The organism is Streptomyces canus (assembly GCF_030815415.1).
GTDB lineage: Bacteria > Actinomycetota > Actinomycetes > Streptomycetales > Streptomycetaceae > Streptomyces > Streptomyces canus_F.
This window is the reverse complement of the sequence record NZ_JAUSWW010000001.1, coordinates 9,058,290-9,081,882: the sequence shown is the minus strand read 5'-3', so window position 1 is coordinate 9,081,882 and position 23,593 is coordinate 9,058,290. Positions and strand designations below refer to the sequence as shown.

Genomic DNA, 23,593 nt, shown 5'->3' with positions numbered 1-23,593 from the left:
TCACGGGTGTCGTGCGGCGTGCTGCTCGTGGGCGAGGGGCTGAGCGGCGTAGGTGATGCGGACGACGCCGTCCGCGTGGCGTTCCGTGCCGCCCCGTACGCCGAAGACGTCCCGTAGGAGGTCCGGGGTCAGGACGTCCAGGACGGGTCCCGCCGCCACCACCGCGCCCTCGTGGAGGACGACCAGGTGGTCGCAGAGACGGGCGGCCAGGTCGAGGTCGTGCAGGACGGCCAGGGTGGTGACGCCGGTGCTGCGGATCAGGTCCAGGAGCTCGAAGCGGGCGCGGATGTCGAGGTGGTTGGTGAGTTCGTCCAGGACCAGGAGCCGGGGTCGCTGGGCGAGTGCGCGGGCCAGCAGGACGCGTTGGCGTTCGCCGCCGGACAGGGTGGCGTAGTCGCGGTCCGCGAACGGGCCGACGCCGCAGCGCGCGACGGCCTCGGCCACGGCCTCGCGGTCGTCGGCGCCGTCCCGGCCCATCAGACCGTGGTGGGGCGTGCGGCCGAGGGCGACGATCTCGGTGACGCTCAGTCCGGTCGTGGTGCCGGCGCCCTGGAGGACGGCCGCGGTGCGACGGGCGGCGGTCCGCGCGGAGAGCTGCCATACGTCGTCGCCGCCCACCCTGACCACGCCGTCGGCCGGCCGCAGGGAGCGGTAGACGGTGCGCAGCAGGGTGGACTTGCCGCTGCCGTTGGGGCCCACGAGGCCGACGATGTCCCCCTTGTCTGCCTCCAGATTCACGGCGCGGAGGATCGGTGTGCGGTCCAGGGTGATGTGGAGCTGGTCCACGGTCAGTTTCATACGGTGTCCAGGCCCTTGTCGCGGCGCAGGAGCCACAGGAAGAAGGGGGCGCCGAGCAGGGCGGTGAGGATGCCCAGCGGCAGTTCGTTGGGGCGGGTGAGGGTGCGGGAGAGCAGGTCCACGAGGACCAGGTAAGTGGCGCCCAGGAGTGCCGTCAGGGGCAGCAGGCGTCGGTGGTCGGCACCCATGGTCATGCGGACCAGGTGCGGGATCATCAGGCCGACGAAGCCGACGCCGCCCGCGACGGCGATGACGGTGCCGGTGAGCAGGGCGCTGATCACCAGCAGGGCGGCCCGCAGCCGGTTGACGTCGACACCGAGCGCGGTCGCGGACTCGTCGCCGGCCAGCAGGGCGTTGAGCCGACGCCCGAACAGGGTCAGCAGGACCGTGCTCGTGAGGACCACCACGGTGACGGTGGGCAGTTGGCTCCACTGTGCGCCGGCGACACTCCCGAGCATCCAGAACATGACCGTCCGCAGCTCGGTCGGGGTCGCCATCAGCTGGACGAAGCTGGTGACCGACAGCAGGACGTACCCGACGGCGACCCCGGCCAGGACCAGACGGGCCGGCGCCAGCCGGCCCCGCCGCTGCCCCAGCGCGAAGACCAGTGCCCCGGCCGCCAGGGCACCGACGAAGGCCGCTCCCGAGACGCCTGGTCCGCCCAGTCCGGCGAGCGCGACACCGCCGAGGGTGATGACCAGGACGGCGCCCAGGGAGGCGCCGTAGGAGAAGCCGAGGACGATCGGGTCGGCGAGCGGGTTGGAGACCAGGGTCTGCAACACCGCCCCGGCCACGGCCAGGCCCGCGCCGACCAGGGCGGCCAGGGCGACGCGGGGGGCCCGGAAGGTCCACACGATCTGGTCGAGGGCTGGATCGCCGGTGGCTCCGCGGCCGGTGAGGTGGTGCAGGAGGATTCTCCACACCTCACCCACCGGGATGTTCACCGCGCCGATGCTCACCGCCACCACCATCACCGCGACGAGGACGACGAGGAGCCCGAGAACCCCCAAAGGCAACCGCGGACGGCTCAGAACCTGTCGGGGTGCAGCACCTTCGCGATCTTCTCCACCGCCAGGTCGTTGCTCGGGCCGAGGTACATCGAGTCCGACAGAGCCACGTACTTGTTGTTCTTCGCGGCCGGCCACTGGGGGAACTCCTTCAGCAGTTTCTCGGCGTAGGCCGCCGGGTCCGGGTCGTTGTAGCCGATGACGACCAGCGCGTCGACGTCGGTGGCGGCCACCTTCTCCTTGCTGAGGTCGGCGAAGGAGGTCGCGGAGGCGTTCTCGAAAGCGTTGGAGCCGCCGGCCTCGGCGAGGATGTCGTTGCAGATCCCCTTGGCGACGACCGAGCTGAAGTCGTTGCCGCCCATGGCCATGCGGGAGAACAGCACCATGACCTCGGGCCGCTTCTCGCCCTCGACCTTGGCGGAGACCTCGTCGATGTGCTTCTCGGAGGCGGCGACGATCTTCTCGGCCCGGGCGCTCCTGCCGAAGACCTTGCCCAGGTCGCGCAGCAGGTTGTGGCTGTCGGCGATGGTCATCTTGGAGGTGTCCTGGTCGCAGCCCTGCGGGGAGACGTAGGTGTGGGCACCGACCTGTTTCAGCTGCTCGCGGGTGGCGAAGCCGTTCTTCTCGTCGAAGCCGTACGACGTCGTCGACAGCACCAGGTCCGGGCGGAGCCCGATCATCGCCTCGCGCGGGATGTCGTAGGCGTCGTTGAGCTCGACGTCACCGGTGGGCAGCTTCTCGATGGCGTCGGCGCGGCCCGCGACCTCGGACATCCCGTAGGTCTGCTGGTTGGCGACGATGCGGTCGCCGACGCCGAGGGCGAGCAGGGTGGAGACCTCGGCGACCGAGGCGCCGTTCATGACGACGACACGGCCGGGTTCCTCGGTGAACGTCTCGGAGACTCCGCAGTTCTCCAGGGTCACCGGATAGCCGGAGTTCGCGGCGCCCGCGACCGCCTCGCCTCCGTCGCCGTCCGCGGTGTCCGCCGAGGAGCCGCAGGCCGCGGTGACCAGACAGAGGGCGCCGGCCAGGGCGATCGCGGCGGGCCGTTTCTTCGGCATGCGGGCTCCTTGGTGCGGGGGGGCTCGTGACACGACGGGTTCTGTTGCAGTAGTCGGGGGGCCGAGCCCCTGAGTTCCCGGGAACTCCGCACTACTTCACCGGAGTTGAGAGCGGGCCCCGCTTCCCGGCCGGAGCGGGCAGGTTCTTCGTCACCCGGGCAGGGCGCCGGTGCCGGGGTTCACCGCTCGGCACCGGCGCCTTCTTCCGTCGCTCAGGCCGCCTGCAGGGCAAGCCGCTCCGACTCGTCCAGCAGGTCCATCAAGGCCGACCGGGCCCGAGCGACGCGGGAGCGGACGGTGCCGACGGGGCAGTCGCTGACCTCGGCCGCCTCCCCGTAAGGCAGGCCCACCAGCTGGGTCAGGATGAACGCCTCACGGCGTTCGTCCGGCAGCGACTCCAGCAGGTCGAGCAGCGCGATGCCGTCGTCGAAGCCGGGCAGGTCCCGCGGCTGCGCGTTCTCGACGGCCAACTGCCAGTCCGGTACGTCGGACAGGCGGGGCCGGGCGGAGGCGTACCGGTAGCTGTCGATCACCGCGCGGCGTGCGATGGACAGCAGCCAGGCGCGGGCCGATGAGCGGCCCTCGAACCGGTGCAGGCTGCCGAGCGCGCGCAGGAACGTGTCCTGGGCGAGGTCGTCGGCGGCCTGCGGGTCGCCGCAGAGGTGGGCGACATAGCGCGTCACGTCGAGGTGCAGGGCGCGTACGAAGTGCTCGACCGCGTCCGCGTCACCTCCGCGGGCCGCCAGCGCCCACGCGGTTATCGACTCGTCCATCGACATCGCCGCGTCGTGGTTCTCGCGCGCGGCCGACAGGGCAGAAGTGATCACTTGGTGTCCTTCTCGGTCATCCGTGATCCGGACCGGGGCGCATGGGGAGCGCGGGCGGTCCGGTGCGTGGGGAGACGGTCGTACGGCACCCTGCGAGGGCGTACGACCAAGGCCCGAGGCGCCTTGAGGGGCGGCCTCGGGGATACCGGCTGTCGTCAGGCGACAGCGGTCCCCACGGGCGGACCCCGAGAAGTGATCGCATGGACGAGGAGGAGCCGCGGCACCCGGTCCGAGGAAGGCCGGTGCGCACGGACGCGTGGCCGCTCCGGAGGAAGGGGCAGAGCGGCGAGCAGCAGCCGCAGCGGTGCGGCCAGCCAGCCGGCCACCGCCCGCAGGATGCGGAACGCGGCCCGCTCGCCGTACGCCAGCCACAGCCCGCACAGCGACGCGGCCAGCAGGTGGGCGGCGAGCATGCCGAGGGATGTCGAGCCGGTCATGGAGTCGCCCGTGTGATCCATGTGCCTCGAATCCATGGGGTCCATGGAGTGCATGTGCATCGAGCCCATGTGCATGGCGCCCATGTCCATCGACCCCATGTCGTGCCCCGTGGAACCCGCGCCCCCGGTCGCCGACTGGGCGAGCGAGAAGGCGGAGTGCAGCCCGGTCTGTGCGGCGACCACAACGGCCACGATCAACGGCAGCCCGCGCTCACGGCCCGCCAGGCACCACCCCGCGCCGCCGGTCACGACCGTTCCGGCCGCCAGTGCCCACACCGGGACGTCACTGCCGGACATCATCGCGTGGCCCAGGGCGGCGAGCAGCACACAGACGGCCGCGAACACCGCGGCCCGTACTGTGCGAGAACACCACCCTGCAGTCATGGCGCCTCATCCTCGCATCCGGGCCCGGGTCGTCGGACAGGGGTACGGAAATCGCCCCCGCTTCGCTCACACGGGATGGCTACCACCCACGGGCATGCGTTACGCCCGCTCACGAACCCGGCCGGGCCACCACCGCGAGGGTCTCGACGACGACCCGACAGCCCCGCTCCTGAAGGTCCTTGACGAGAGCGGCCTTGTCCTCGGGGGTACAGCGGGCGTGCACCTCGTCGATGCCCAGCTCCCGCGCGACGCGGTGGGCGGGCGCGCCGCGGTCGCCGGTGGCGATCAGGGGCCGCAGGCCGAGACGCCGCGGCCGGTCGACGGCTCGGTGACTGCCCGGCCGTACGACGTCCCCGACCTCGACCGGGACGGGCCCGAGGACCTCCCGGCCGGGCACGCCGGGCATGTTCAGTTGTACGGGCGACAGGAACACCGCACCCGAGGCCCGCGAGTTGGGCGATACGCCGGGGTCAGTCCCCCTCCGCCGGGACCACGACCAGGAACGCGTCCGACTTCAAGTCCATGACGACTGTCGCCGGTTCACCCTCCTCGCGGCGCTCGGCCGCGTACTCCTCCGCCGGCCACGATCCGCGCGGAGCCCCCGCAGGAAACCGCTCCAACACCTTCGCGCCCATAGCGGCAGCCACCTCCAGCATCGGTCTTCGAATCTGAACGACGACTGAGCGTCGTGCCAATTCACCTGCCCGTAACCGACGTGTCCATGCCCCGCCGAACCGAACCCGTATGACGGAGCCGGTCACTTGGAGGCAGGGAAGGCGTCGGCCCCGGGCCACCACGCGACGGCCCCGAGATCGCGCGCCAGGGCGGGTACGAGCAGCGAGCGCACCACCAGGGTGTCGAGGAGCACCCCGAAGGCGACGATGAAGGCGATCTGCGCCAGGAACGCCAGCGGGATCACCCCGAGCGCGGCGAACGTGGCCGCGAGCACCACCCCGGCCGAGGTGATCACGCCGCCGGTGCCGACCAGACCGCGCAGCACCCCCTGGCGTCGGTGGCGTGCAGTCCGTGCTCCCCGGCGAACCCGTGGACCAGACGGTTGATCTCGCCGTTCATCCGCCGCAGCTGCACGGCGAGCGATTGAAGATCGGTCCCCGGGGGAACCGTGGGAGGTCCGGCCGTCGTCGCGCGCTGGTCCGGGTCGTCTGCTGTCGCCACGCGAGCAGCCTAGAGAAACGACCGCATCCGTTACGGCTCCGCCGGTGGAAGTGATCACAGGGGGGACGTCGACACGGAGGACCGAGGACAGATGAACGCCGAGGACACCGGACCCGGGCTGCGCTGCCTGGTGACCGGCGCTACGGGATACATCGGAGGCCGGCTCGTCCCCGAGCTGCTGACCGAGGGGCACCGGGTGCGCTGCCTGGCCCGGTCCCCCGGCAAACTGCGCGACCATCCCTGGGTGGGCCAGACGGACGTGGTGCGCGGAGACGTCCTGGACGAGGCCGCGGTCGCCGAGGCCATGCGCGGGATCGACGTCGCCTACTACCTGGTCCACGCGCTCGGCACGGGCGCCACCTTCGAGGAGACCGACCGGCGCGCGGCCCGGATCTTCGGCGAGCAGGCCCGCGCCGCGGGAGTACGGCGGATCGTCTACCTGGGCGGGCTCACCCCGAAGGGCGTGCCGGAGCGGGAGCTGTCGCCGCATCTGCGGTCGCGGGCCGAGGTGGGCCGCATCCTGCTGGCCTCCGGGGTGCCCACCACCGTCCTGCGGGCGGCGGTCGTCATCGGCTCGGGCTCGGCGTCCTTCGAGATGCTGCGCTATCTGACCGAGCGGCTGCCGGTGATGGTGACGCCGAGCTGGGTGCGGACCCGGATCCAGCCCGTGGCGGTGCGGGACGTGCTGCGCGCTCTCGTCGGGAGCGCCCGTATGCCGGCCGAGGTCAACCGCGCGTTCGACATCGGCGGGCCGGACGTCCTCACGTACCGGGAGATGATGACCGGGTACGCGGCCGTCGCGGAGCTTCCGCGGCGGATCATCCTCCCCGTGCCCGTGCTCAGCCCTGGCCTGTCCAGTCACTGGGTCGGACTGGTGACACCCGTACCGGCCGCCATCGCGCGACCGCTCGCCGAGTCCCTGCGTCACGAGGTCGTCTGCCACGAGCACGACATCGCCCGGTACGTGCCCGATCCACCCGGTCACCCCCTCGGCTTCGACGAGGCGGTGCGGCTGGCCCTCCAGCGGGTCCGCGACGCACAGGTGACGACGCGCTGGTCCTCGGCGTCGTTCCCGGGTGCCCCCAGCGACCCGCTGCCCACCGACCCCGACTGGGCCGGCGGCAGCCTCTACACGGATGTGCGGGAGCTGCCCGTGGACGCCTCGCGCCCGGACCTGTGGCGGGTCATCGAGGGGATCGGCGGGGACAACGGCTGGTACTCCTTCCCGCTGGCCTGGGCCGTGCGCGGGCGCCTGGACCGGCTGGTGGGCGGCGTCGGTCTGCGCCGGGGACGCCGTGACGCGGCGCGGCTGCGGGTCGGCGACTCCCTGGACTTCTGGCGGGTGGAGGAGATCGAGCCCGGACATCTGCTGCGGCTGCGGGCCGAGATGCGGCTGCCCGGCCTCGCCTGGCTGGAGATGTGCGCGGAGACCGACGACGACGGCCGCACCCGCTACCGCCAGCGGGCGCTGTTCCATCCGCACGGTCTGCTCGGACACGCGTACTGGTGGAGCGTCTCGCCCTTCCACGCAGCGGTGTTCGGCGGGATGGCCCGCAACATCGCACGGACCGCGGCCCGCACTCCGGCCGCCGCCGCGCACCGCCCCTCCCCCACCGGCTGACCGCCCCGCACCGCACCGACCTTCACCCCTCCCTCCCGGAGCTCGCACCATGACCGTCTCGATCGTCCTGTTCACCGCCGACCTGCGCCTCCACGACCATCCGCCGCTGCGGGCCGCGCACGAGGCCGCTCAGGTGATCCCCCTGTTCGTGCGCGACCGGGGAGTGACCGGCGCCGGGTTCGCCGCGCCGAACCGGCTGGCCTTCCTCGCCGACTGTCTGCGGGACCTCGACGCGGGCTTGCGCCGGCGGGGCGGCCGTTTGGTGATCCGCTCCGGTGACGTCGTCGAGGAGGTGTGCAGGGTGGCCACCGAGACGGACGCCGACGAGGTGCACATGGCGGCCGACGTCAGCGGCTACGCGCACCGCCGCGAACAGCGGCTCAGACGCGCGCTGGAAGCGGAGGGCCGACGGCTCCACGTGCACGAGACGGTCATCTCGGCGGTCCCGCCGGGCGCGGTGGCCCCGGCCTCCTCGGACCACTTCGCCGTCTTCACCCCGTACTTCCGCCACTGGACCGGCGTACGGCTGCGCGAGCCCGTCCCGGCCCCGCGCGCGGTACGGGTCCTGGACGGCATCGGCTCGGAGCGGCTGCCCGACCGCGGCGGGCTGTCGGGCCTCTCGGAGGGTCTGGCGACCGGCGGAGAGGAGGCGGGCCGGGCCCGCATGACGTCCTGGCTGCGCACCGGCATCGCCTCGTACGAGGACCGTCACGACGACCTGGCCGGTGATGCCACCTCGCGCTTCTCGCCGCATCTGCACTTCGGCACCCTGTCCCCGGTCGAACTGGTCCACCGGGCGCGCAAGGCGGGCGGACCGGGCGCCGAGGCCTTCGTACGGCAGCTCGCCTGGCGGGACTTCCACCGGCAGGTCCTCGCGGCGCGCCCGGCCGCCGCCACCGCCGACTACCGCACCAAGCACGACCGTTGGCGGTCCGAGGAGTCGGCACGCGAGGACATCGAGGCCTGGCGGAACGGGCGCACCGGCTTCCCGGTCGTCGACGCGGCCATGCGTCAGCTGCGGTACGAGGGCTGGATGCACAACCGCGGCCGGCTGCTCACCGCGAGCTTCCTCGCCAAGACGCTGTACGTCGACTGGCGCGTCGGCGCCCGGCACTTCCTGGAGCTCCTGGTCGACGGTGACGTGGCGAACAACCAGCTCAACTGGCAGTGGATGGCGGGCACCGGCACCGATTCCCGTCCCAACCGGGTACTCAACCCAGTCACCCAGGCCAAGAGGTACGACCCGGACGGCGCGTACGTCCGGCGCTGGGTGCCCGAACTGGCGGGCCTGGCCGCCCCTTCGGTGCACGAGCCGTGGAAGCTGCGCGGCCTGGACCGGGCGGCGATCGACGACTATCCGGACCCGGTGGTCGGCCTGTCCGACGGCCTGGCCCGGTTCAAGCGGGCCCGCGGACTGGACTGAACCGAGCCCGCACCGCCCTGTGTGCGTCAGCGCTGTTCGCCGGTGCCCGCGGTCGCGATCGCTCCGGACAGGATCGCGACGGCGTCCCGCAGGGTCGGTGGCCGTGGCAGTTCCCGCGCCGCCGGTCCTGACCAGCCGGGTCCGCCCACCACCACCAGGGGCTGCCGCCGGGCGCCCTTGACCCCCCATGAGGTGTCGGCGACATGCCGGGCCAGGGCCAGGCTGGCGGTGGACCGTGCCTGCGCCCAAAGGAACACCGCCACGGGACCCAGGCGCTGTACGGCGGTGGTGAGTGCCTCTCCGGGCACCGCCGCACCGAACATCCTGGTGGGCAGGCCGAGTTCGCACAGCGCGGCGTTGAGCGCCTCGATCGCCAGGGTGTGCTGTTCACCAGGCACGCAGGCCAGGACGACCGGCCCGGCGGCGGAGGCCGCGCCCTGCGGTGCGGCGGACGGTGTGTACCGGCGCAGCGCGGTCGACACATGCCAGGACAGCAGATGCTCGACCTCCACGTAACGGTCGCCGGAGGACGCCCACTTGCGTCCCACCGCGTGCAGCGCGGGCACCATCACCTCCTGCCAGGCGCCGGTGATGCTGTACTGCTCCACGGCGGCCTCGAGCTGTCGCTCGACGGCGGGGGCGTCGAGGCGCACGGCGGCTCGCGCGAGCCCCCGGTACTCCTGGCGTACATCGCCGAGCGGCAGTGTGCCCGCCGCCCGCGAACGCGGACGGGGCTGTTCGGGGACGCCGACGACGGACGGTGGGGTGCCCGTCGCCCGCCGGGCGAGGCGGGCGGCCTCGGCCGGCGGCACCCCGGACGAGGTCAGTCGGCACATCCTCTCCAGCACCTCGACGTCTGCGGGACTCCAGCGACGGTGACGTCCGTCGGCGCGCACGGCGGGCCCGATGCCGTACCGGCGGTCCCAGGAACGCAGCGTGGTGCAAGAGCCACGCGCGGCGCGGACTTCACCTGCTGCACCGGCGCCTGCGCGACGAGGCGTTCGGCTAGGTGCTCCGCGGCCGGGGCGCACACCCTTTCGACGAGAAACGTTGCGTGCATGAAGCACACGGCAGTCGACATCTCCGGACCCGACCCTGCATCCACCGCCGGGACCGCTCCAGAAGAAGGAACATGTCGTGGAATCGGCCGACCGGGTCGCACCGGCCGGACCGCCTCCTCCGGTTCCTCGACAGCCTCCGGGGAGAGTCGGTGCCCCCCGGAGGCCACCACCTCTCCGCCATGACATATTCCCGCATGTCATGGCGGATCGGCTGACCTCTACACATAAGGGAGAAATAAGCGCATGATGTATTTGCGCGGCACTTACCGCACACCGCACAAGACGCGGTTCGGCCTGTGAGTCAAAGGAGACGAGTCATGGCCAACGTCTCGCCCACCCGAGGTGACATCACCAGCCACCCTGACGCTTCCGAAATGCGGGCACGGTACGCCCGTATGCTCGGCGGCCGCGATGTGGCACTCGTGGACGGACCGGTGTTCCTGCTCGGTCTGTACTGCGCCGTATCCCCCTGGATACTCCACTACACGACGAGCCAGCCCGCCCTCGTCCCCCACAACCTGATCGTGGGCATCGCGATCGGCCTGCTGGCCCTCGGGTTCACCCAGACCCCGGAACGTATGTACGGCCTCAGCTGGGCCTTCTGCGCGGTCGGTCTGTGGATGATCGTGTCGCCGTGGATCGTCGGCGACAGCCCGGATGCGGGCGTCATCCTGAACAACGTCATCATCGGCGCCCTGGCCGTCATCCTGGGGCTGATGTGCACCGTCACCGCGGCGAAGAGCGTCCCCAGGGCCTAGGAACACCCGGAGAGGAAGCGACCCCGGTCCGCGCCCCGCGGGCCGGCCCCTCCGTGTCACGGCACCAGCCACGGCTCCTGCGGAAGCGGGCTGCCGGTCTCCAGCAGCGATTTGAGGTTGGACAGCACCGCCGCCCAGCCGGAGGCCGCCGCGGCGCGCTCGCTGTCGTCGGCCAGGTTCTCGTGGGTGACGGTGAGACGGACGATGTCGCCGTGCTGCCGGATGTCGAAGGTGACCCGGGAGTACGCGTCGTCCCGGCCCTCGTCCTCGGGCGCGGCCCAGCTGGTGACGAGGCGGGTGGGACGCTCACTCTCCACGACGGTGCCGACGACGTCGGCCACGCCGGAACCGTCGGTCCGTACATGCTCCCAGCGGGACCCCTGCTTCCAGTCGGAGACATTGCTGTGTCCCCAGTAGGCCGCGGTGAGGTCGGCGTCGGTGAGGGCGTCCCAGACCTTTTCCGGTGTGCTCTCGATGTAGGTGACGTACACGAACGTGGGCTTGTCGGTCATGGCTTCCTCGGCTCGTCGCTTCACGGCACCGAGCGCGCTCAGGCGCGGGCGCTCGAACTTGTCGATCCACCGCTCCTGGATCTCATGGAGCGGGACCGGATTGAGGTAGTGCAGCTTCTCCCGCCCCCGCCGCACCGTGCTGACCAGGTTGGCCGCCTCCAGGAGGGCCAGGTGCTGGGTCACCGACTGACGCGTCATGGCGATGCGCTCGCACAGCTCGCCGAGCGTCTGGCCGTTGTGCTCGTGCAGCCGGTCCAGCAGCCGTCTGCGCGTGTCGTCGGCCAGCGCCTTGAAGACCTTGTCCATTCCCGAGTCGCCCTCTGATCGCACACTCCACGTTATGCAGGTATTTACCTGCATGTCAACGCGGCACGAAAAGAGATCACTGCTAGGTGTTGCTCATCGGCGGTCGCGCCGGCGTCGGCAAGACGAGGGTGGGCTGGGAGGTCTCGGCGCGGCTGCGGAGTGTACGTGAACACGGTGAGCGTTCTGGACGAGGCGACGGCTGTCTTCCGCCGGGCGATGGGTGACGGTGTCCGGATCGTCAGGGTCCTGCTCACCGCGACCGACGAGACAACGGAACGACGGCTGAGCGGACGGGAGTTGGGCTCCGAGCTGGACGCGGAACTCCGCAACAGCGCACGCAAGGCACGGCTGCTGGACGAGCGTGCGCCCGCCGGCACCCTGCGGGTAGGGACCGACGGGCGCACCGTGATCGACATCGCGGCCGAAGTGATGGCCGCCACCGGGTGGGTTTCTGGAGGGGCCAGAGCTTGACGCCCTGTTGACCGGCGGGGGGGATACCGGACGGACTGTACGGGCCGCCCGGGGGCATCCGGACTACTGCGGGGGCCTTGAGAAGAGGGGCGGAGATGGAGATCTCGGGCATCATCAGCGCGATCGTGATCGGCATCGTCATCGGTGTGCTGGGCCGACTCGTGATCCCGGGCCGGCAGCGCATCGGGATCCTGCTGACCATCGGCGTCGGCATCGTGGCCGCACTGCTCGGTTCGGCGATCGCCGCGGGGTTCGACGTGGCCGACACCAAGGGCATCGACTGGGTCGAATGGCTCATCCAGATCGGTCTCGCCGCTCTCGGCGTCGCCGCTCTGGACCGGTCGAGGCCGAGGGCGCGCCGCTGACCGTGTGTGGCGGGTTCGACGAGTGGACGGAGCAGGCGGGCGCGACAAGTCCGACTGGTTCGGCGGGTGCGATCCGCGGCACCAAAATCCCGTTGCGGTCGTGGTCCGGCGATGGTTTGCTTCTGCGGCCCATCGCCGGACACGACTCTGACGGAGCCCCGTTGACCCTGCGCATCATCCCGCTGGCCGACCCCGAACCCGGCGCTTCCAGCCACCGTCTGGCCTGGCTGGCCGCGGCGGCAGACGGAGCACCGGCCGGGTCCGCCTTCCTTCGGCTGTTCACGAAGGCGGGGCAGGAGCATCTCGCGGAACTGGAGATCGCCGTGCACGGCGCCGAGCGGCGGCAGGGCATCGGCACCCGCCTGTTGGAGGCCGCCGTGGCCACGGCGCGGGCCGAGGGACGGCGGACCGTCGTCGCGCAGGCCGAACAGGGCTCCCCCGCCGACCGGTTCCTGGCGGCCCGGGGCTTCCGCCCGGTGCTCTCCCTGACCTACGCCAGGCTCGCGCTGACCGAAGCGGACGTCACCGCAGTAGGTGAACAGCCTTGCCCCGGTTATGAGTTGACCGAGTGGGACGGCATCGTGCCGGACGAACTCGCCCAGTCGTACGCCGACTCACGCCGCGCCATGGACGACATGCCGATGGAGGGCACCGACTACGGCACGGTCGTCTGGGACGTGAAACGGGTGGTCGCCGCGGCCGAGGCGGTCGCGCGGCGCGGTGAGCTGCTGCACACCGTCGCCGCGGTGGACACGGCGAACGGATCGGTCGTCGGCTTCTCCGAACTCGTCGTGCCGGGCGACGGCCGGGGCGACGGACAGCACTACGGTACGGCCGTGCTGCCGGAGCACCGCGGCCGTGGCCTCGCCCGCTGGATGAAGGCGGCGTCGATCCGCCGGGCCCGTGAACGGCACCCGGAACTCGCCGGGTTGCTCACCGACACCGCGAACAGCAACGCGCCCATGCTCGCCGTCAACGAGGCCCTCGGCTACGTGCCCACCCACAAGGCGGTGGAGTACCAGCTGGACCTGTGAGGCACGCAGCGGGGTACACCGGCGACCAGCCCAGTTCCCGCTCGGCCTCGGCGATGGACACCCGCAGCGTCGCCACCACCACCTGCGCGTAGGACATCGGCCCCATCAGCCACATCCGACGGCGGCGGCCATGGCGCGGCCCGCGCCGGTGACCTTGTGGCCCGCCTCGGTGAGGGCTCGGCTGATCTGGCGGCCCCCGGAGCGTGGTCCGCGTCACGGTGTGTGCAGGTACGGAGTGGTCGTGGTCAGCGGCTCGAAGCCGAGCCGTTCCAGGATGGGGCGGCTGGCCGGCATGGCATCCACCTGGAGATAGCGGTAGCCGCGCTCCACCGCCTCGCGGGCGCGCACGGCGACCAGGGCGCGGTAGATGCCACGGCCGCGCCAGGCCTCGACGGTGCCGCCGCCCCACAGACCGGCGAACCGGGTGCCCGGCACCAGCTCCATCCGGGCCGCGCTGACCGGGGTGTCCCCGGCCAGGGCGACGACGGCGACCACGGAGTCCGGGTCGGCGGTGAGCTGGGCGAGCAGCTGGTGGCGCAGCCGGGTGCTGTCGGTGCCGAAGGCCGCCTCGTGCACGTCCGCGACGAGGTCGACGCCCGCCCGGTCGGTGACGGGCAGGATGCGCACACCCTCGGGCGGCTCGGCGTCGAGGGTCAGGTCGGCGACCTCGCCGATCATCAGGGTCTCCTCGGGCTGCGCGGTGAACCCGGCCGTCCTGAGCCGCTGTCCGAGGTCGACCGGCAGGTCGTGCCCGTAGAGCTTCCACTCGAACTCGCGACCGAGTCCGGAGAAGTACGAGATCTGCTCGGCGATCGCCGCGTCCGCTCCGCCGGCGTCCAGGTCGGACCAGACCACGCCGTTCCATCCCTGCTCGGAGGAGACCTGGCGGACCACCTTGCCGACCCGCTCGATCCGGGACTCGGGGCTGTCCGGCTGTGCGCCTTCGCGCATGTCCCGGTCGTACAGGGCGAGTACCGCGGTGTGATCCATGGATTCACTCCAGCATCAGGGAGCCCGGGCGGCAACACGTTTACGGGCCATCACCAGGAGGCGCGGGCGCCACGCCTCCCGCTCGCGTGCGGGCGGACGTAGGGTGCCTGATCGAAGATCACACCGCCGGAAGGGTTGCACGTCATGGTCGTGAAGGACGCCGAGCTGCCGTATCTGCGCCGCTGTGTGGAGCTGGCCGCCGAGGCCCTGGAGGCGGGGGACGAGCCGTTCGGTTCGGTGCTGGTGGGAGCGGACGGCGAGGTGCTCGCCGAGGACCACAACCGGGTGGCCTCCGGGGACCGCACCCGCCACCCCGAGTTCGAGCTGGCGCGCTGGTCCGCGGCCCACATGTCGCCCGAGGCGCGGGCGGCGGCGACCGTCTACACCTCCGGCGAGCACTGTCCTATTAGGACTCCGTTAGGTCGTTCTGGATCTTGGTGTGGTCCTGCTGGGCAGCGGCCGGTGGCAGGTGGTGCAGGTGCCGGTCCAGCAGTTCAGCAGGTCCTGGATGGCGTCGAGGATCTGATAGAGGGTGAGTCCGCTGTATCGGCTTTTGGGGCCAGGCGCTGTTCGGTGAGGAAGGCGTGGGCGGCGGTGACCAGGGTGACGTGGTGATGCCAGCCGTTCCAGGAACGTCCCTCGAAATGGTCCAGGCCCAGGCCGTGCTTGAGTTCGCGGTAGTCGTGCTCGATGCGCCAGCGGATCTTGGCCAGACGGACGAGTTCGGCGATCGGGGTGTCGGCGGGCAGGTTGGACAGCCAGTAGTCGGTGGGTGCTTCGGCGCCTTCGGGCCATTCGGCCAGCAGCGTCACCTCGGGCAGGACGCCGTCCCAGTGGCCGTGTTCGGCCATGGCGGCGGCCTGGGCCAGACGGCGGGCCCGCACCCCGGCCGGCCGCACCCGCAGTGCCGAAAAGCGCGAACGCATCGGTCCGCGGGAGCCTTCCCGCCAGGTCACCTCGGAGAAGGCCTGCCGCCCGCGGCCGGCCGCCAGCGCGGCCACCGAGGACGGCTTGTCCCGGTAACGAGACTGCGGCCTGGGGCCGTTGCCGGACCATGCCGGGGCGGCGGGCCGCGCATCGTGCGGGTGGACGCTCACATCCGAACGGATCGCCACGACATAGCCGATGCCCCGGCCCTCCAGGCCGTCGCGGAAGTCGGCGTTCTGCCCGTAGCCGGCATCCGCCACCACCACCGGCGGCACCAGATTCCACGTGGCCAACTCGTCGATGCTGTCCAGGGCCAGGCGCCACTTCTCCCGGTGCCCGACCTCCTGCGGTATCCCGGTCTTCTGCCGCCGTCCGGCATCGTCCGCCCACTCCTGGGGCACGAACAACCGCCACTGCAGCGGACAGGACGCAGCATCGGAGACCGCGTGCACACTCACCGCGACCTGACAATTGGCCCGCTTGCCCAGCGCCCCGCAGTACTGGCGGGCGACCGCCACCGACATCTTCCCGTCCTTGGGAAACGACACGTCATCGACCACCCAGGCATCCGGCCCGATTCTCGGCACCATCCGCTGCGCGATCCGGCGCCGCACCGGCACCGGATCCCAGGTCGACTGGTTCACGAACTGCTGCAGGTTCTGCTCGTTGCCATCCGGCAGCCGCTCCGCCATCGGCTGGATCGACTTGCGCCGCCCGTCCAGCATCAGCCCCCGCAGATAGCAGTCACCCTTCGCCCGCTGATCCTTGCGCGACACCGACGCAAACACATCAGCGACGAATAACGCCAACTTCGCCCGAGCTCGGTTCACTTCATGTGCGTCCACACACCCAACATGCTCTTGATCAGGCCCAACGGAAAGACCTAACGGAGCCCTACTATGTGCGCGGCCGCCCACGCCTGGGTGGGCCTCGGCCGCATCGTGTATGTCGCCTCCTCGGAACAACTGGCCCAGTGGTTGAGCCAGTTGGGGGTTCCCTCGCCACCGGTGCGGACCCTGCCGGTGCACGAGGTGGCGCCCGGGGTGGCCGTGGAGGGCCCGGTGCCGGCGCTCGCCGAGGAGGTGCACGCACTCCACCGGCGCTTCCACCAGGGGTGACGCCTACGATCTCGCCCTTGTACCGGCATATGGCACCGGACGGGACGGTCCCGCTCGGCGTGGTGTCCGACGGGAAAGCTCCGGCGTCCTGACGAGAAGGGCCCGTGTGTGCTTGGCCGGTGTCGGCGGAGGCCCCACCGGTCACCGCCCGGTGGGGCCTTCCGTCTCCGTGAAGGAACCGTCAGCGCTCCGACCGCGGGCGGAAGCGGCGGTACAGGGCGGCTCCGCCCAGCATCAGCGCGGCGCTGCCCGCGACGGCGGGGAGGGTCTGGTCCGCTCCCGTGTGGGCGAGCGAGGACACGGGCTGCCCCGGCCCGGGCTCGTCGGCCTTCGGACCCGGGCGCGGCTTCGGAGGGGCGACCTCCGGCTCGGGTGCCGGCTTCACGGGGGTCTCGGCGGGCTGTTCGCCGGAGCTGTTGCCGGACTCGTTGCCAGCGGCCGCGTTGCCGACCCCGGCCACGCTCACACCGTTCCCGCTGACGTTCACCGGGAGGTGGACCGGAAGCTGGACACCGTTGCCGGAGACCACCCCCGGCGAATCCTTTCCGCTGCTCTGCGCGGCGGCGCCCGCGGGCGCCGGGCCGTTCTCGCCGCCCTCGTTCACACAGGTGTTGCCCGCGGCGGGGTTGAGAAGCCCCACCACGTTCACGGTGTTGCCGCAGACGTTCACCGGGACATGCACCGGGAGCTGGATCGTGTTGCCGGAGACGACCCCGGGCGAGCCGGCCGTCTCGCCGTCCGCCGCGGAGTCGGCGTAAGCGGGCATCACCACAGCCATCGCGCCGGACACGGCGGCGACGGCGATCACACCGTTTCGGGTAACCCGTTTCATAGGTTCCCTGCCTTCCAGAACATGGTTCGCGGGCACTCACCCGCATGCCATAAAACGCAGGTGAAACCATCCGAGTTATGGCTTATCGGCCTTTCACCCCATCGAGCGACACGGTTGTCGAACTAGTCGTAAAACCGTCGAATGCTCATGGAGGGGCGCAGGATAAGGCACTCCGCACGGGCCCGCCCGTCCGGAGGCGGCGCCTCCGGGGGCCGCTTATGGTGATCGAGGGCGCTGTTCTCGCGGTCCGCAGCGGGCGCCCATGGAGGCATCGATGCTGGCCAAGCTGTCCACGCGGCGCTGTGTGATGACCGGAGCGGTGGGCCTCGCCCTGCTGAGCGCGGGGCTGCCGACGGCGACCACCCACCGCGACGGGCCCGACCTCTCACGGTTCTACGACCAGAAGGTCAGGTGGTCGAAGTGCGAGGGCATGGAGGCCCCCAAGGATCTCCAGTGCGGCAAGGTCACGGTTCCCCTCGACTACGCCAAGCCCACGTCGGGAACCCTCCAACTGGCCCTGGCCCGCTATCGGGCGACCGGGAAGCCGAGGGGTTCGGTGCTGCTGAACTTCGGCGGTCCCGGTGGCGCCGGCGTGAGTGAACTCGCCTCGAGCGGCAACGAGTTCATGGGTCTGGCCAAGGGGTACGACGTCGTGTCCTTCGATCCGCGCGGCGTCGGCCGGTCCTCCCCGGTCAGCTGCGGGGACGGCACCGACGAGGCGCTCGCGGCGACGGAGGGCGGTGACGACCCGCGGGCGCTGCTGCGGCAGTTGAAGCGGGTCGCCGCCGCCTGCGCCGAGCACTCCGGCCCGGTCCTCCGGCACATCGGCACGGTCAACGCCTCCCGCGACATGGACGTGATGCGCGCGGCCCTCGACGACAAGAAGCTCAACTACCTGGGCTTCTCCTACGGAACCCGGCTCGGCGCGGTCTACGCCGCTCAATTCCCGAAGAAGGTCGGCCGGTTGGTGCTCGACGGTGTGGACACACTGACGGAGCCGCTCACCGAGCAGAGCAGGGTGGGTGCGGAGGGCCAGCAGATCGCGCTGGAGGACTTCATCGACTGGTGCACCGAGGACATCGCCTGCCCCTTCGGCCAGGATCCGCGCACGGCCCGGGAGCAGGTCGTCCGGCTCGTCGACTCGCTCGACCAGGATCCGGTGCCGTCCGACTGGGGCTACGACTTCACCGGCCAGGACCTCGTGGGCGCCCTCGCACAGGCCCTCTACAGCCGGGAACTGTGGCCCTTGCTGGAGCGGGCCCTCGCCCAGCTCGTCGAGGACGGGGACACCCGGGGCATCGAGGCGTTCGCCTCGGGCGGGATCACGCTCCCCGGCCGCGCGAAAGGCGACGGCGAGCTGGCCGACGGGGACGAGGTCCCGCTGGACAACCTGCCGGCGGCGCTGATGGCGATCAACTGCGCGGACGACCCCGACCGGCCCACCGCCGACGAGATCACCCGCGACCTCGGCCGGCTGCGCGCCGCGTACGAGGACGCCTCCCCCGTCTTCGGCCGCTACCGTCTCACCGAGGTGCTGACGTGCTACGGCCGCCCCAAGGGCACCGACTTCATCCGCGACGAGATCCGGGACGTCGACACCCCGAAGATGCTCCTCGTGGGCACCCGCGGCGACCCGGCGACGCCGTACCGCTGGACCGTGGAGACGGCGAAGCGGCTCGGCGGCTCGGCGGTCGTGCTCGACAACAAGGGCGACGGCCACACCGGGTACGCCTCCTCCCGGTGCGTCCAGCGCAAGGTCGACAACTTCCTCCTGTACGGGACCCTGCCCCCCAGCGGCAGCTCCTGTGGTTCGGAGACGGACGACGAGTGAGACCGCCGCCGCGGACAGGGCATCGGGTGTCCGGGACTCACTCTTCCCAGTGCGCGAGGCGGTTCATGGCGGCCGCGGTCCGCTCGAAGCCGTCGTCGCCGAGCAGGGCGCGCACTTCGGCGTTGAAGCGGTCGATCTCGGGCCGGGCCGCCTCCAGTGCCGCCTCGCCGTCCTCCGTCAACTCCAGCACCACGGCCCGGTGTTGCCTCGGGTGCGCCTGCCGCGAGAGCAGCCCCGCCGCGGTGAGGCGTCCGACGAGCCCGGTGACTGCGGACTCTCGCAGACCGAGCGCGTGGGCGAGCCCCTGCTGGGTGATGCCCGGCTCTTCCTGTACGGCGAACAGCGCACCGAGCTGTGGGGTGGTGACGCCGGCGACGGCGAGGCAGCGCCGGTCCAGCGTGGTGCGCAGACGGTGTGCCGCCCGCTGCATCAGGTAGTACAGGCGCTGATCCGGCTCGACCATGGGCCGATCTTGACAGAGGACATCGAACCGCGCCACCCTCACTTCACTAGTGAAGTGACAGTGAGAGGTGGGCCTGACCATGGATCTGGACCTCGCACAGAAGGTCCTGGCGGAGCAGCCCTTCAGCAGACTGCTGGGCGCCCGAGTGACGGCGTTCGGGGACGGTGAGGCGACCCTCGAACTGGACATCCGGCAGGACCTGTTCCAGCAGTACGGCTTCGTCCACGGCGGAGTGGTCTCCTACGCGGCCGACAACACGCTGACGCTCGCCGCGGCCACCGTGGTGGGGCCGGGCCTGATCACCTCCGGCTTCACCATCGACTACCTGCGCCCGGCGACGGGCGAGATCCTGCGCGCGCACGCCCAGGTGGTGCGGGCCGGCCGCACTCGTGTCGTGAGCCGCTGCGACGTGAGCACGGTCGACGCCGACGGACAGCGGACGCTGTGCGCGGTGGCCCAGGGGAACATCGCGGTGATCGACGCGAAGAACTAGATCAGAACTCCACCGGGTCCCGCACGATCGGGCACGTCATGCAGTGCCCGCCGCCGCGCCCGCGCCCCACTCGGCGCCGACGATGGTCGACATGATCAGCACCCAGTACGCCGTCCCTGCGTGATGCGGAGAGCGTCATCCGGCGACTCAGGCGACGCTAACAGCGAATCACCCTGAATGCCCGACTTGGCTGCCCCTAATGCCCTATCCGGCAATCAGTCCTATCGTGCTGATATGGAGCACGCACTCAGTCCCACGACCCTCACAGAGCTGCGGCGCCCGCGCCCCTATCCGGCCGTGTCCGTGCTGACGCCGACACATCGCCGGGAGCCCGAGAACACCCAGGACCCGGTCCGGTTGCGCAATGTCGTGGCCGCGGCCAAGAAGCAGTTGGAGGCCGATCCCGCGGTCAGCCGGGAACGGCGCGCCGATGTCGAACGACAGCTCGACCAGGCCCTCTCCGAGGTGGACCTGGCCCATGCCGAGGACGGCCTGGTGATCTTCGCCGCTCCGGGTGAGCACCAGGTGTGGTCGCTGGCCCGCGCCGTACCCGAACGCGTGGTCCTCTCGGACACCTTCCTGACCCGCAATCTCGTCTCCGCGCAGGCCTCCGAGCGGCCGTTCTGGGTGCTCTCGGTCTCCGCCGACCAGGTCACGCTGTGGAACGGCGGCACGGACCGGGTCACCGAGCACCGCGCCGGCGGCTTCCCGCTGACCAGGAGCCGGGAGAACTTCGACGCCGAGCGCCAGGAGCGGATCGGCGATCTGCCGAGCACCTTCCGCGACGAGGACACCCGTCACTTCCTGCGGGATGCCGACACCGCGATGGGCAGACTCCTGCGAGAGGATCCGCGGCCGCTCTACATCACGGGCGAGACCGCGGCGCTGTCCGCGCTGGACGAGGTCGGAGGCGCCACCAAGGACGCCGTCCACGTCCCGCACGGCGGCCTCGCGCACGGCACCCCGGACGCGGTGTGGCAGGCCGTACGACCTCTGCAGGAGGCCGAGGCCCGCAAGAACACCGCCGCCGTGGCCCGGGAGCTGGAGACGGCACGCGGTCGCCGGGCGTTCGCGGCCGGCGTCGACGAGGTATGGCAGAGCGCCCGGGAGGGCCGCGTCCGATTGCTGGCCGTCGAGGAGAACTACCGGGTGACGGTCCGCGACGAGGGCGGCGACCATCTGGTCCCCGCCCTGAGCGGCGATCTCGACGCCCGCGAGGACATCGTGGACGAGATCGTCGAGCAGTGTCTGGAGACCGGCGCCGAGGTCCGCTTCGTACCGGACGGCACGCTGGGCGACGCGAGCGGGATCGCGGGGGTTCTGCGGTACTGAACACCGGAGCGCCCTCAGACACTTCCGAAGAGGGCGCTCAGACCCCGGTCCACCTCCGCACTCAGATCCTCCTCACCGGCCGCGACCACGGCGTACGTCCGCAGCAGGAAGCGGCGCAGCGCCGAGCTGTCGAACTGCAGCAGGGCCAGCCCGTACGGCGAGTGGAGCTCCACGACCGTACGGGCGCGTCCGCACGGCCACAGGTGCACGTCCCCGGCGCCCGCCGGGCCGCGCAGCCCCGCCTCCAGCAGGGAGCGGGCGAAGGTCCAGCTGACCACCTCACCGTCGAGCGCGACCTCGGGCGGGAAGTCGAGGTGCACCGCGAGCGGGTCCGCGGAGGCGTAGCGGAGCGTCGTGGGGACGGGCAGTTCCTGCTCGTCGCCGGTGATCAGGCGGCCGTGGGCGGACTGCTCGAGATCGATGTCCATGGTCGGTCTCCACTACGGGTCGGAGGTCGGCCGTATTGCCGATGTCTTTACGACCTCGCAGATGCCGTTTGCATTACGCCGAAGCCCGCATCAATTGATGTGACCTACATCACTCACCAAGCGGTTTGAGCGGTTCCTCGCCCGCCGAACCCGCCGTCGAGACCCCTGCGCGCGACGCCCCGGCACCGTCCGGTCCCCGCCTGCCGCCCGCATAGAACAGAGGGCCGTCGAACACATAAATGAATGCCGACCCGGAGACCCGCAGGATCCGTCAACTCACGTACCCTGACTACAACTTGCCCCATCGGGTGCCGTACGCCAATCGCACGGGGAAACCCCTCCGTGAAGACTGTGGCATATGCCAGAAGCACCACCGTATCGTGTGTTGCCGAATCCCTTACAGGGCGTCGCGGGCTGTGCCACAGTCGTAACGGCCCCTCCGCCAGCCTTGGTCGTATCTCCCCGCATCGGAGCGCGTCATGCCGTCCCATCTCTCTGCGGACCGCCCAGCCGCCCAGCCGCCGGGCGGCGGCTCGGTCGACGCGCTCATATCGCAGACGCGACGGCTCAAGGGCGACGTGCACGCCGTACGACGGGACGCCCAGGACGACGGATCGGACCCGCAGGGACGCTGGCAGCGCGCGCTGTACGACCTGGCGCTGCACCAACTCAACGACCTGGACGAGCACTTGGCCCAGCTGCGGGAGGGCCCACCCGCACCCGCGGTGGTCGAGCCGGCCCCCGCCACCGGAACCGCGCCGACCGCTCCCCGGCGCGACTCCCTGCTCAGCAGGGTGGGCAGCGCGGAGTGGAACCTGCTGACGGACGAAGCCAGTTGGTCCGGCGAGCTCTACCAGATCCTGGGCCGCGATCCGGAGACTCCCCCGCTCACCCTCGACGAACTGCCGTCCCTGGTGCTCGACGAGGACCGGCCGAAGCTGACGTCGATGGTCACGGACTGCCTCGTCGACGCCAAGCCCATCGACGGGGAGTTCCGCGTCCTGCGCGCGGACGGTGCCGTGCGCACCGTGCACATGATGGGCGAGCCCGTGCTCGACGCCGACGGCAGCACCGCGTCCATGTGGGCCGTGCTGCGGGACGTCAGCGAACTGCGCCGCAGCCAACGGGTGGTGAGCGAGACCCGTGACTCGCTGCAGCACCACCAGCACCGCGCGCAGACCGAGCACCGGCTCGCGGTCGAGCTGCAGGAGGCTGTGCTACCGCCGTGGCGCGGCTCCCTGCGGCTCCCGCGACGCAGCCCCGAGATCCTCGATCTGGCGGCGCGCTATCTGCCGTCCTCGACGAGCGCGATGATCGGCGGCGACTGGTACGACGCACTCGAACTCGCCGACGGCGACATGCTGCTCAGCGTCGGCGACCTCACCGGCCACGGCGTCGCCGTGACCTCGGGCATGGCGACCCTGCTGGGTGCCGTGCGCGGCATGGCCATGGCGGGCACCCAGCCGGGACAACTGCTGTCCTGGCTCAACCAGTTACTCGACGCCACCGTGCAGCCCGCGCTCGGCAGCGCGATCTGCTGCCGCTACCGGCCCGAGACCCGCACACTCGCCTGGGCGCAGGCCGGACACCCCGCCCCGCTGCTGTTCCGCGACGGGACGGGGCGCAGGCTGAGCGCACCGGACGGCGTCCTGCTCGGCGCGACCTCGGGCGCCTCCTACGAGCAGGCCGAAGAGCCACTCGAAGCCGGCGACCTGCTCGTGCTGCACACCGACGGGCTGGTGCCCGGGCACGACAGCATGGCGGCCGTGAACCTTCTCCTCGACCTGGCCCCGCGCTTCGACGAGGCGCGCACCGCACAGGACTGTGTACGGATGGTCGTGGAGGAGTTCGGCGGGACCGAGCGCGAGGACGACGCCTGCGTGCTCATCGCCAAGGTGACCGGCTGAGAATCGGCCGCCTGATAATCGGGGTTCCAGC

Annotated in this window: 23 protein-coding genes and 6 pseudogenes; 12 read left to right on the top strand and 17 right to left on the bottom strand. The window is 71.2% G+C overall.

What is annotated here, in order from left to right; all coding sequences use genetic code 11:
* The 9 genes and pseudogenes from QF037_RS42055 to QF037_RS42015 all read right to left on the bottom strand — a co-directional run bounded on the left by QF037_RS42055 (nt 1) and on the right by QF037_RS42015 (nt 5,690).
* The gene (locus QF037_RS42055) at nt 1-798 is read right to left on the bottom strand and encodes an ABC transporter ATP-binding protein (protein ID WP_307034607.1); all 798 of its coding nucleotides are present in this window, start codon (nt 796-798) and stop codon (nt 1-3) included.
* Nucleotides 795-1,769 carry a FecCD family ABC transporter permease gene (locus QF037_RS42050; protein ID WP_307037642.1) on the bottom strand — a complete coding sequence of 325 codons (975 nt, stop codon included), beginning with the start codon at nt 1,767-1,769 and terminating at the stop codon, nt 795-797. The genes QF037_RS42055 and QF037_RS42050 overlap by 4 nt, the downstream gene beginning before the upstream one ends.
* 56 nt (nt 1,770-1,825) lie before the next feature.
* Nucleotides 1,826-2,866 carry an ABC transporter substrate-binding protein gene (locus tag QF037_RS42045; RefSeq protein WP_307034605.1) on the bottom strand — a complete coding sequence of 347 codons (1,041 nt, stop codon included), beginning with the start codon at nt 2,864-2,866 and terminating at the stop codon, nt 1,826-1,828.
* Nucleotides 2,867-3,078: 212 nt separating this feature from the next.
* The gene (locus QF037_RS42040) at nt 3,079-3,693 is read right to left on the bottom strand and encodes a sigma-70 family RNA polymerase sigma factor (protein WP_373463881.1); all 615 of its coding nucleotides are present in this window, start codon (nt 3,691-3,693) and stop codon (nt 3,079-3,081) included.
* Nucleotides 3,694-3,848: 155 nt separating this feature from the next.
* Complete coding sequence (locus QF037_RS42035) at nt 3,849-4,514, bottom strand: hypothetical protein (protein ID WP_307034603.1); 666 nt, start codon at nt 4,512-4,514, stop codon at nt 3,849-3,851.
* 145 nt (nt 4,515-4,659) lie between these two features.
* Nucleotides 4,660-4,962: pseudogene (locus QF037_RS42030) on the bottom strand (HAD family hydrolase); the annotation flags it as partial.
* A 22-nt stretch (nt 4,963-4,984) separates the two neighbouring features.
* Nucleotides 4,985-5,170, bottom strand: coding sequence for a hypothetical protein (locus QF037_RS42025; protein WP_307034601.1), 186 nt, complete (start codon nt 5,168-5,170; stop codon nt 4,985-4,987).
* A gap of 101 nt (nt 5,171-5,271) precedes the next feature.
* Nucleotides 5,272-5,532 (bottom strand): annotated as a pseudogene (locus tag QF037_RS42020) (MMPL family transporter); the annotation flags it as partial.
* Entirely contained in the window at nt 5,481-5,690 is a 210-nt protein-coding gene (locus tag QF037_RS42015) for a hypothetical protein (RefSeq protein ID WP_373464006.1), read from the bottom strand. The pseudogene QF037_RS42020 and the gene QF037_RS42015, both read right to left, overlap by 52 nt.
* 91 nt (nt 5,691-5,781) lie before the next feature.
* Between QF037_RS42015 and QF037_RS42010 the strand changes: the two genes are divergently transcribed.
* Nucleotides 5,782-7,311 (top strand): SDR family oxidoreductase, encoded by a 1,530-nt coding sequence (locus QF037_RS42010; RefSeq protein WP_307034599.1) that lies wholly within the window; start codon nt 5,782-5,784, stop codon nt 7,309-7,311.
* 49 nt (nt 7,312-7,360) lie between these two features.
* The gene (locus tag QF037_RS42005) at nt 7,361-8,734 is read left to right on the top strand and encodes a cryptochrome/photolyase family protein (RefSeq protein WP_307034597.1); all 1,374 of its coding nucleotides are present in this window, start codon (nt 7,361-7,363) and stop codon (nt 8,732-8,734) included.
* A 26-nt stretch (nt 8,735-8,760) separates the two neighbouring features.
* On the opposite strand, the gene QF037_RS42000 is transcribed toward QF037_RS42005, so the two are convergent.
* Nucleotides 8,761-9,765, bottom strand: coding sequence for a MerR family transcriptional regulator (locus QF037_RS42000; protein WP_307034594.1), 1,005 nt, complete (start codon nt 9,763-9,765; stop codon nt 8,761-8,763).
* Between the two features lie 347 nt (nt 9,766-10,112).
* Between QF037_RS42000 and QF037_RS41995 the strand changes: the two genes are divergently transcribed.
* Nucleotides 10,113-10,553: an SPW repeat protein gene (locus QF037_RS41995; RefSeq protein ID WP_307034592.1), complete on the top strand. Its 441-nt coding sequence runs from the start codon at nt 10,113-10,115 to the stop codon at nt 10,551-10,553.
* Nucleotides 10,554-10,609: 56 nt separating this feature from the next.
* On the opposite strand, the gene QF037_RS41990 is transcribed toward QF037_RS41995, so the two are convergent.
* Entirely contained in the window at nt 10,610-11,371 is a 762-nt protein-coding gene (locus QF037_RS41990; RefSeq protein WP_307034590.1) for an ArsR/SmtB family transcription factor, read from the bottom strand.
* An 86-nt stretch (nt 11,372-11,457) separates the two neighbouring features.
* Here QF037_RS41990 and QF037_RS41985 point away from each other — a divergent pair.
* The 3 genes and pseudogenes from QF037_RS41985 to QF037_RS41975 all read left to right on the top strand — a co-directional run bounded on the left by QF037_RS41985 (nt 11,458) and on the right by QF037_RS41975 (nt 13,241).
* A pseudogene (locus QF037_RS41985) lies at nt 11,458-11,842 on the top strand (hypothetical protein).
* Between the two features lie 95 nt (nt 11,843-11,937).
* Complete coding sequence (locus QF037_RS41980) at nt 11,938-12,207, top strand: GlsB/YeaQ/YmgE family stress response membrane protein (protein WP_307034588.1); 270 nt, start codon at nt 11,938-11,940, stop codon at nt 12,205-12,207.
* 161 nt (nt 12,208-12,368) lie between these two features.
* Complete coding sequence (locus tag QF037_RS41975) at nt 12,369-13,241, top strand: GNAT family N-acetyltransferase (RefSeq protein WP_307034586.1); 873 nt, start codon at nt 12,369-12,371, stop codon at nt 13,239-13,241.
* Between the two features lie 213 nt (nt 13,242-13,454).
* Here the strand turns inward: QF037_RS41975 and QF037_RS41970 are convergent, their stop codons facing one another.
* The gene (locus tag QF037_RS41970) at nt 13,455-14,231 is read right to left on the bottom strand and encodes a GNAT family N-acetyltransferase (RefSeq protein WP_307034584.1); all 777 of its coding nucleotides are present in this window, start codon (nt 14,229-14,231) and stop codon (nt 13,455-13,457) included.
* A gap of 144 nt (nt 14,232-14,375) precedes the next feature.
* Here QF037_RS41970 and QF037_RS41965 point away from each other — a divergent pair.
* Nucleotides 14,376-14,639, top strand: a pseudogene (locus QF037_RS41965) (nucleoside deaminase); the annotation flags it as partial.
* Between the two features lie 86 nt (nt 14,640-14,725).
* On the opposite strand, the gene QF037_RS41960 reads toward QF037_RS41965, so the two are convergent.
* Nucleotides 14,726-16,003, bottom strand: a complete 1,278-nt coding sequence (locus tag QF037_RS41960) for an IS701 family transposase (protein ID WP_307034582.1) — start codon at nt 16,001-16,003, stop codon at nt 14,726-14,728.
* Nucleotides 16,004-16,057: 54 nt separating this feature from the next.
* Between QF037_RS41960 and QF037_RS41955 the strand changes: the two are divergent.
* Nucleotides 16,058-16,276: pseudogene (locus QF037_RS41955) on the top strand (nucleoside deaminase); the annotation flags it as partial.
* Nucleotides 16,277-16,457: 181 nt separating this feature from the next.
* Here QF037_RS41955 and QF037_RS41950 read toward each other — a convergent pair.
* Nucleotides 16,458-17,108: a chaplin gene (locus QF037_RS41950; RefSeq protein WP_307034580.1), complete on the bottom strand. Its 651-nt coding sequence runs from the start codon at nt 17,106-17,108 to the stop codon at nt 16,458-16,460.
* Nucleotides 17,109-17,382: 274 nt separating this feature from the next.
* Here QF037_RS41950 and QF037_RS41945 point away from each other — a divergent pair, with 274 nt between their 5' ends.
* On the top strand, nt 17,383-18,939 hold the full coding sequence (locus QF037_RS41945; protein WP_307034578.1) for an alpha/beta hydrolase: 1,557 nt from the start codon (nt 17,383-17,385) through the stop codon (nt 18,937-18,939).
* Between the two features lie 37 nt (nt 18,940-18,976).
* On the opposite strand, the gene QF037_RS41940 is transcribed toward QF037_RS41945, so the two are convergent.
* Complete coding sequence (locus QF037_RS41940) at nt 18,977-19,402, bottom strand: MarR family winged helix-turn-helix transcriptional regulator (protein ID WP_307034576.1); 426 nt, start codon at nt 19,400-19,402, stop codon at nt 18,977-18,979.
* 79 nt (nt 19,403-19,481) lie between these two features.
* On the opposite strand from QF037_RS41940, the gene QF037_RS41935 reads away from it, so the two are divergent.
* Nucleotides 19,482-19,895, top strand: coding sequence for a PaaI family thioesterase (locus tag QF037_RS41935; protein ID WP_307034574.1), 414 nt, complete (start codon nt 19,482-19,484; stop codon nt 19,893-19,895).
* A gap of 1 nt (nt 19,896) precedes the next feature.
* Here QF037_RS41935 and QF037_RS51135 read toward each other — a convergent pair.
* Nucleotides 19,897-19,982: pseudogene (locus QF037_RS51135) on the bottom strand (arginine deiminase family protein); the annotation flags it as partial.
* A gap of 147 nt (nt 19,983-20,129) precedes the next feature.
* On the opposite strand from QF037_RS51135, the gene QF037_RS41930 reads away from it, so the two are divergent.
* Nucleotides 20,130-21,227: a baeRF3 domain-containing protein gene (locus QF037_RS41930; protein WP_307034571.1), complete on the top strand. Its 1,098-nt coding sequence runs from the start codon at nt 20,130-20,132 to the stop codon at nt 21,225-21,227.
* 14 nt (nt 21,228-21,241) lie between these two features.
* On the opposite strand, the gene QF037_RS41925 is transcribed toward QF037_RS41930, so the two are convergent.
* The gene (locus QF037_RS41925) at nt 21,242-21,655 is read right to left on the bottom strand and encodes an SsgA family sporulation/cell division regulator (protein ID WP_307034569.1); all 414 of its coding nucleotides are present in this window, start codon (nt 21,653-21,655) and stop codon (nt 21,242-21,244) included.
* A gap of 479 nt (nt 21,656-22,134) precedes the next feature.
* Here QF037_RS41925 and QF037_RS41920 point away from each other — a divergent pair, with 479 nt between their 5' ends.
* Nucleotides 22,135-23,562, top strand: coding sequence for a PP2C family protein-serine/threonine phosphatase (locus QF037_RS41920; protein ID WP_307034568.1), 1,428 nt, complete (start codon nt 22,135-22,137; stop codon nt 23,560-23,562).
* Nucleotides 23,563-23,593: the final 31 nt, after the last annotated feature.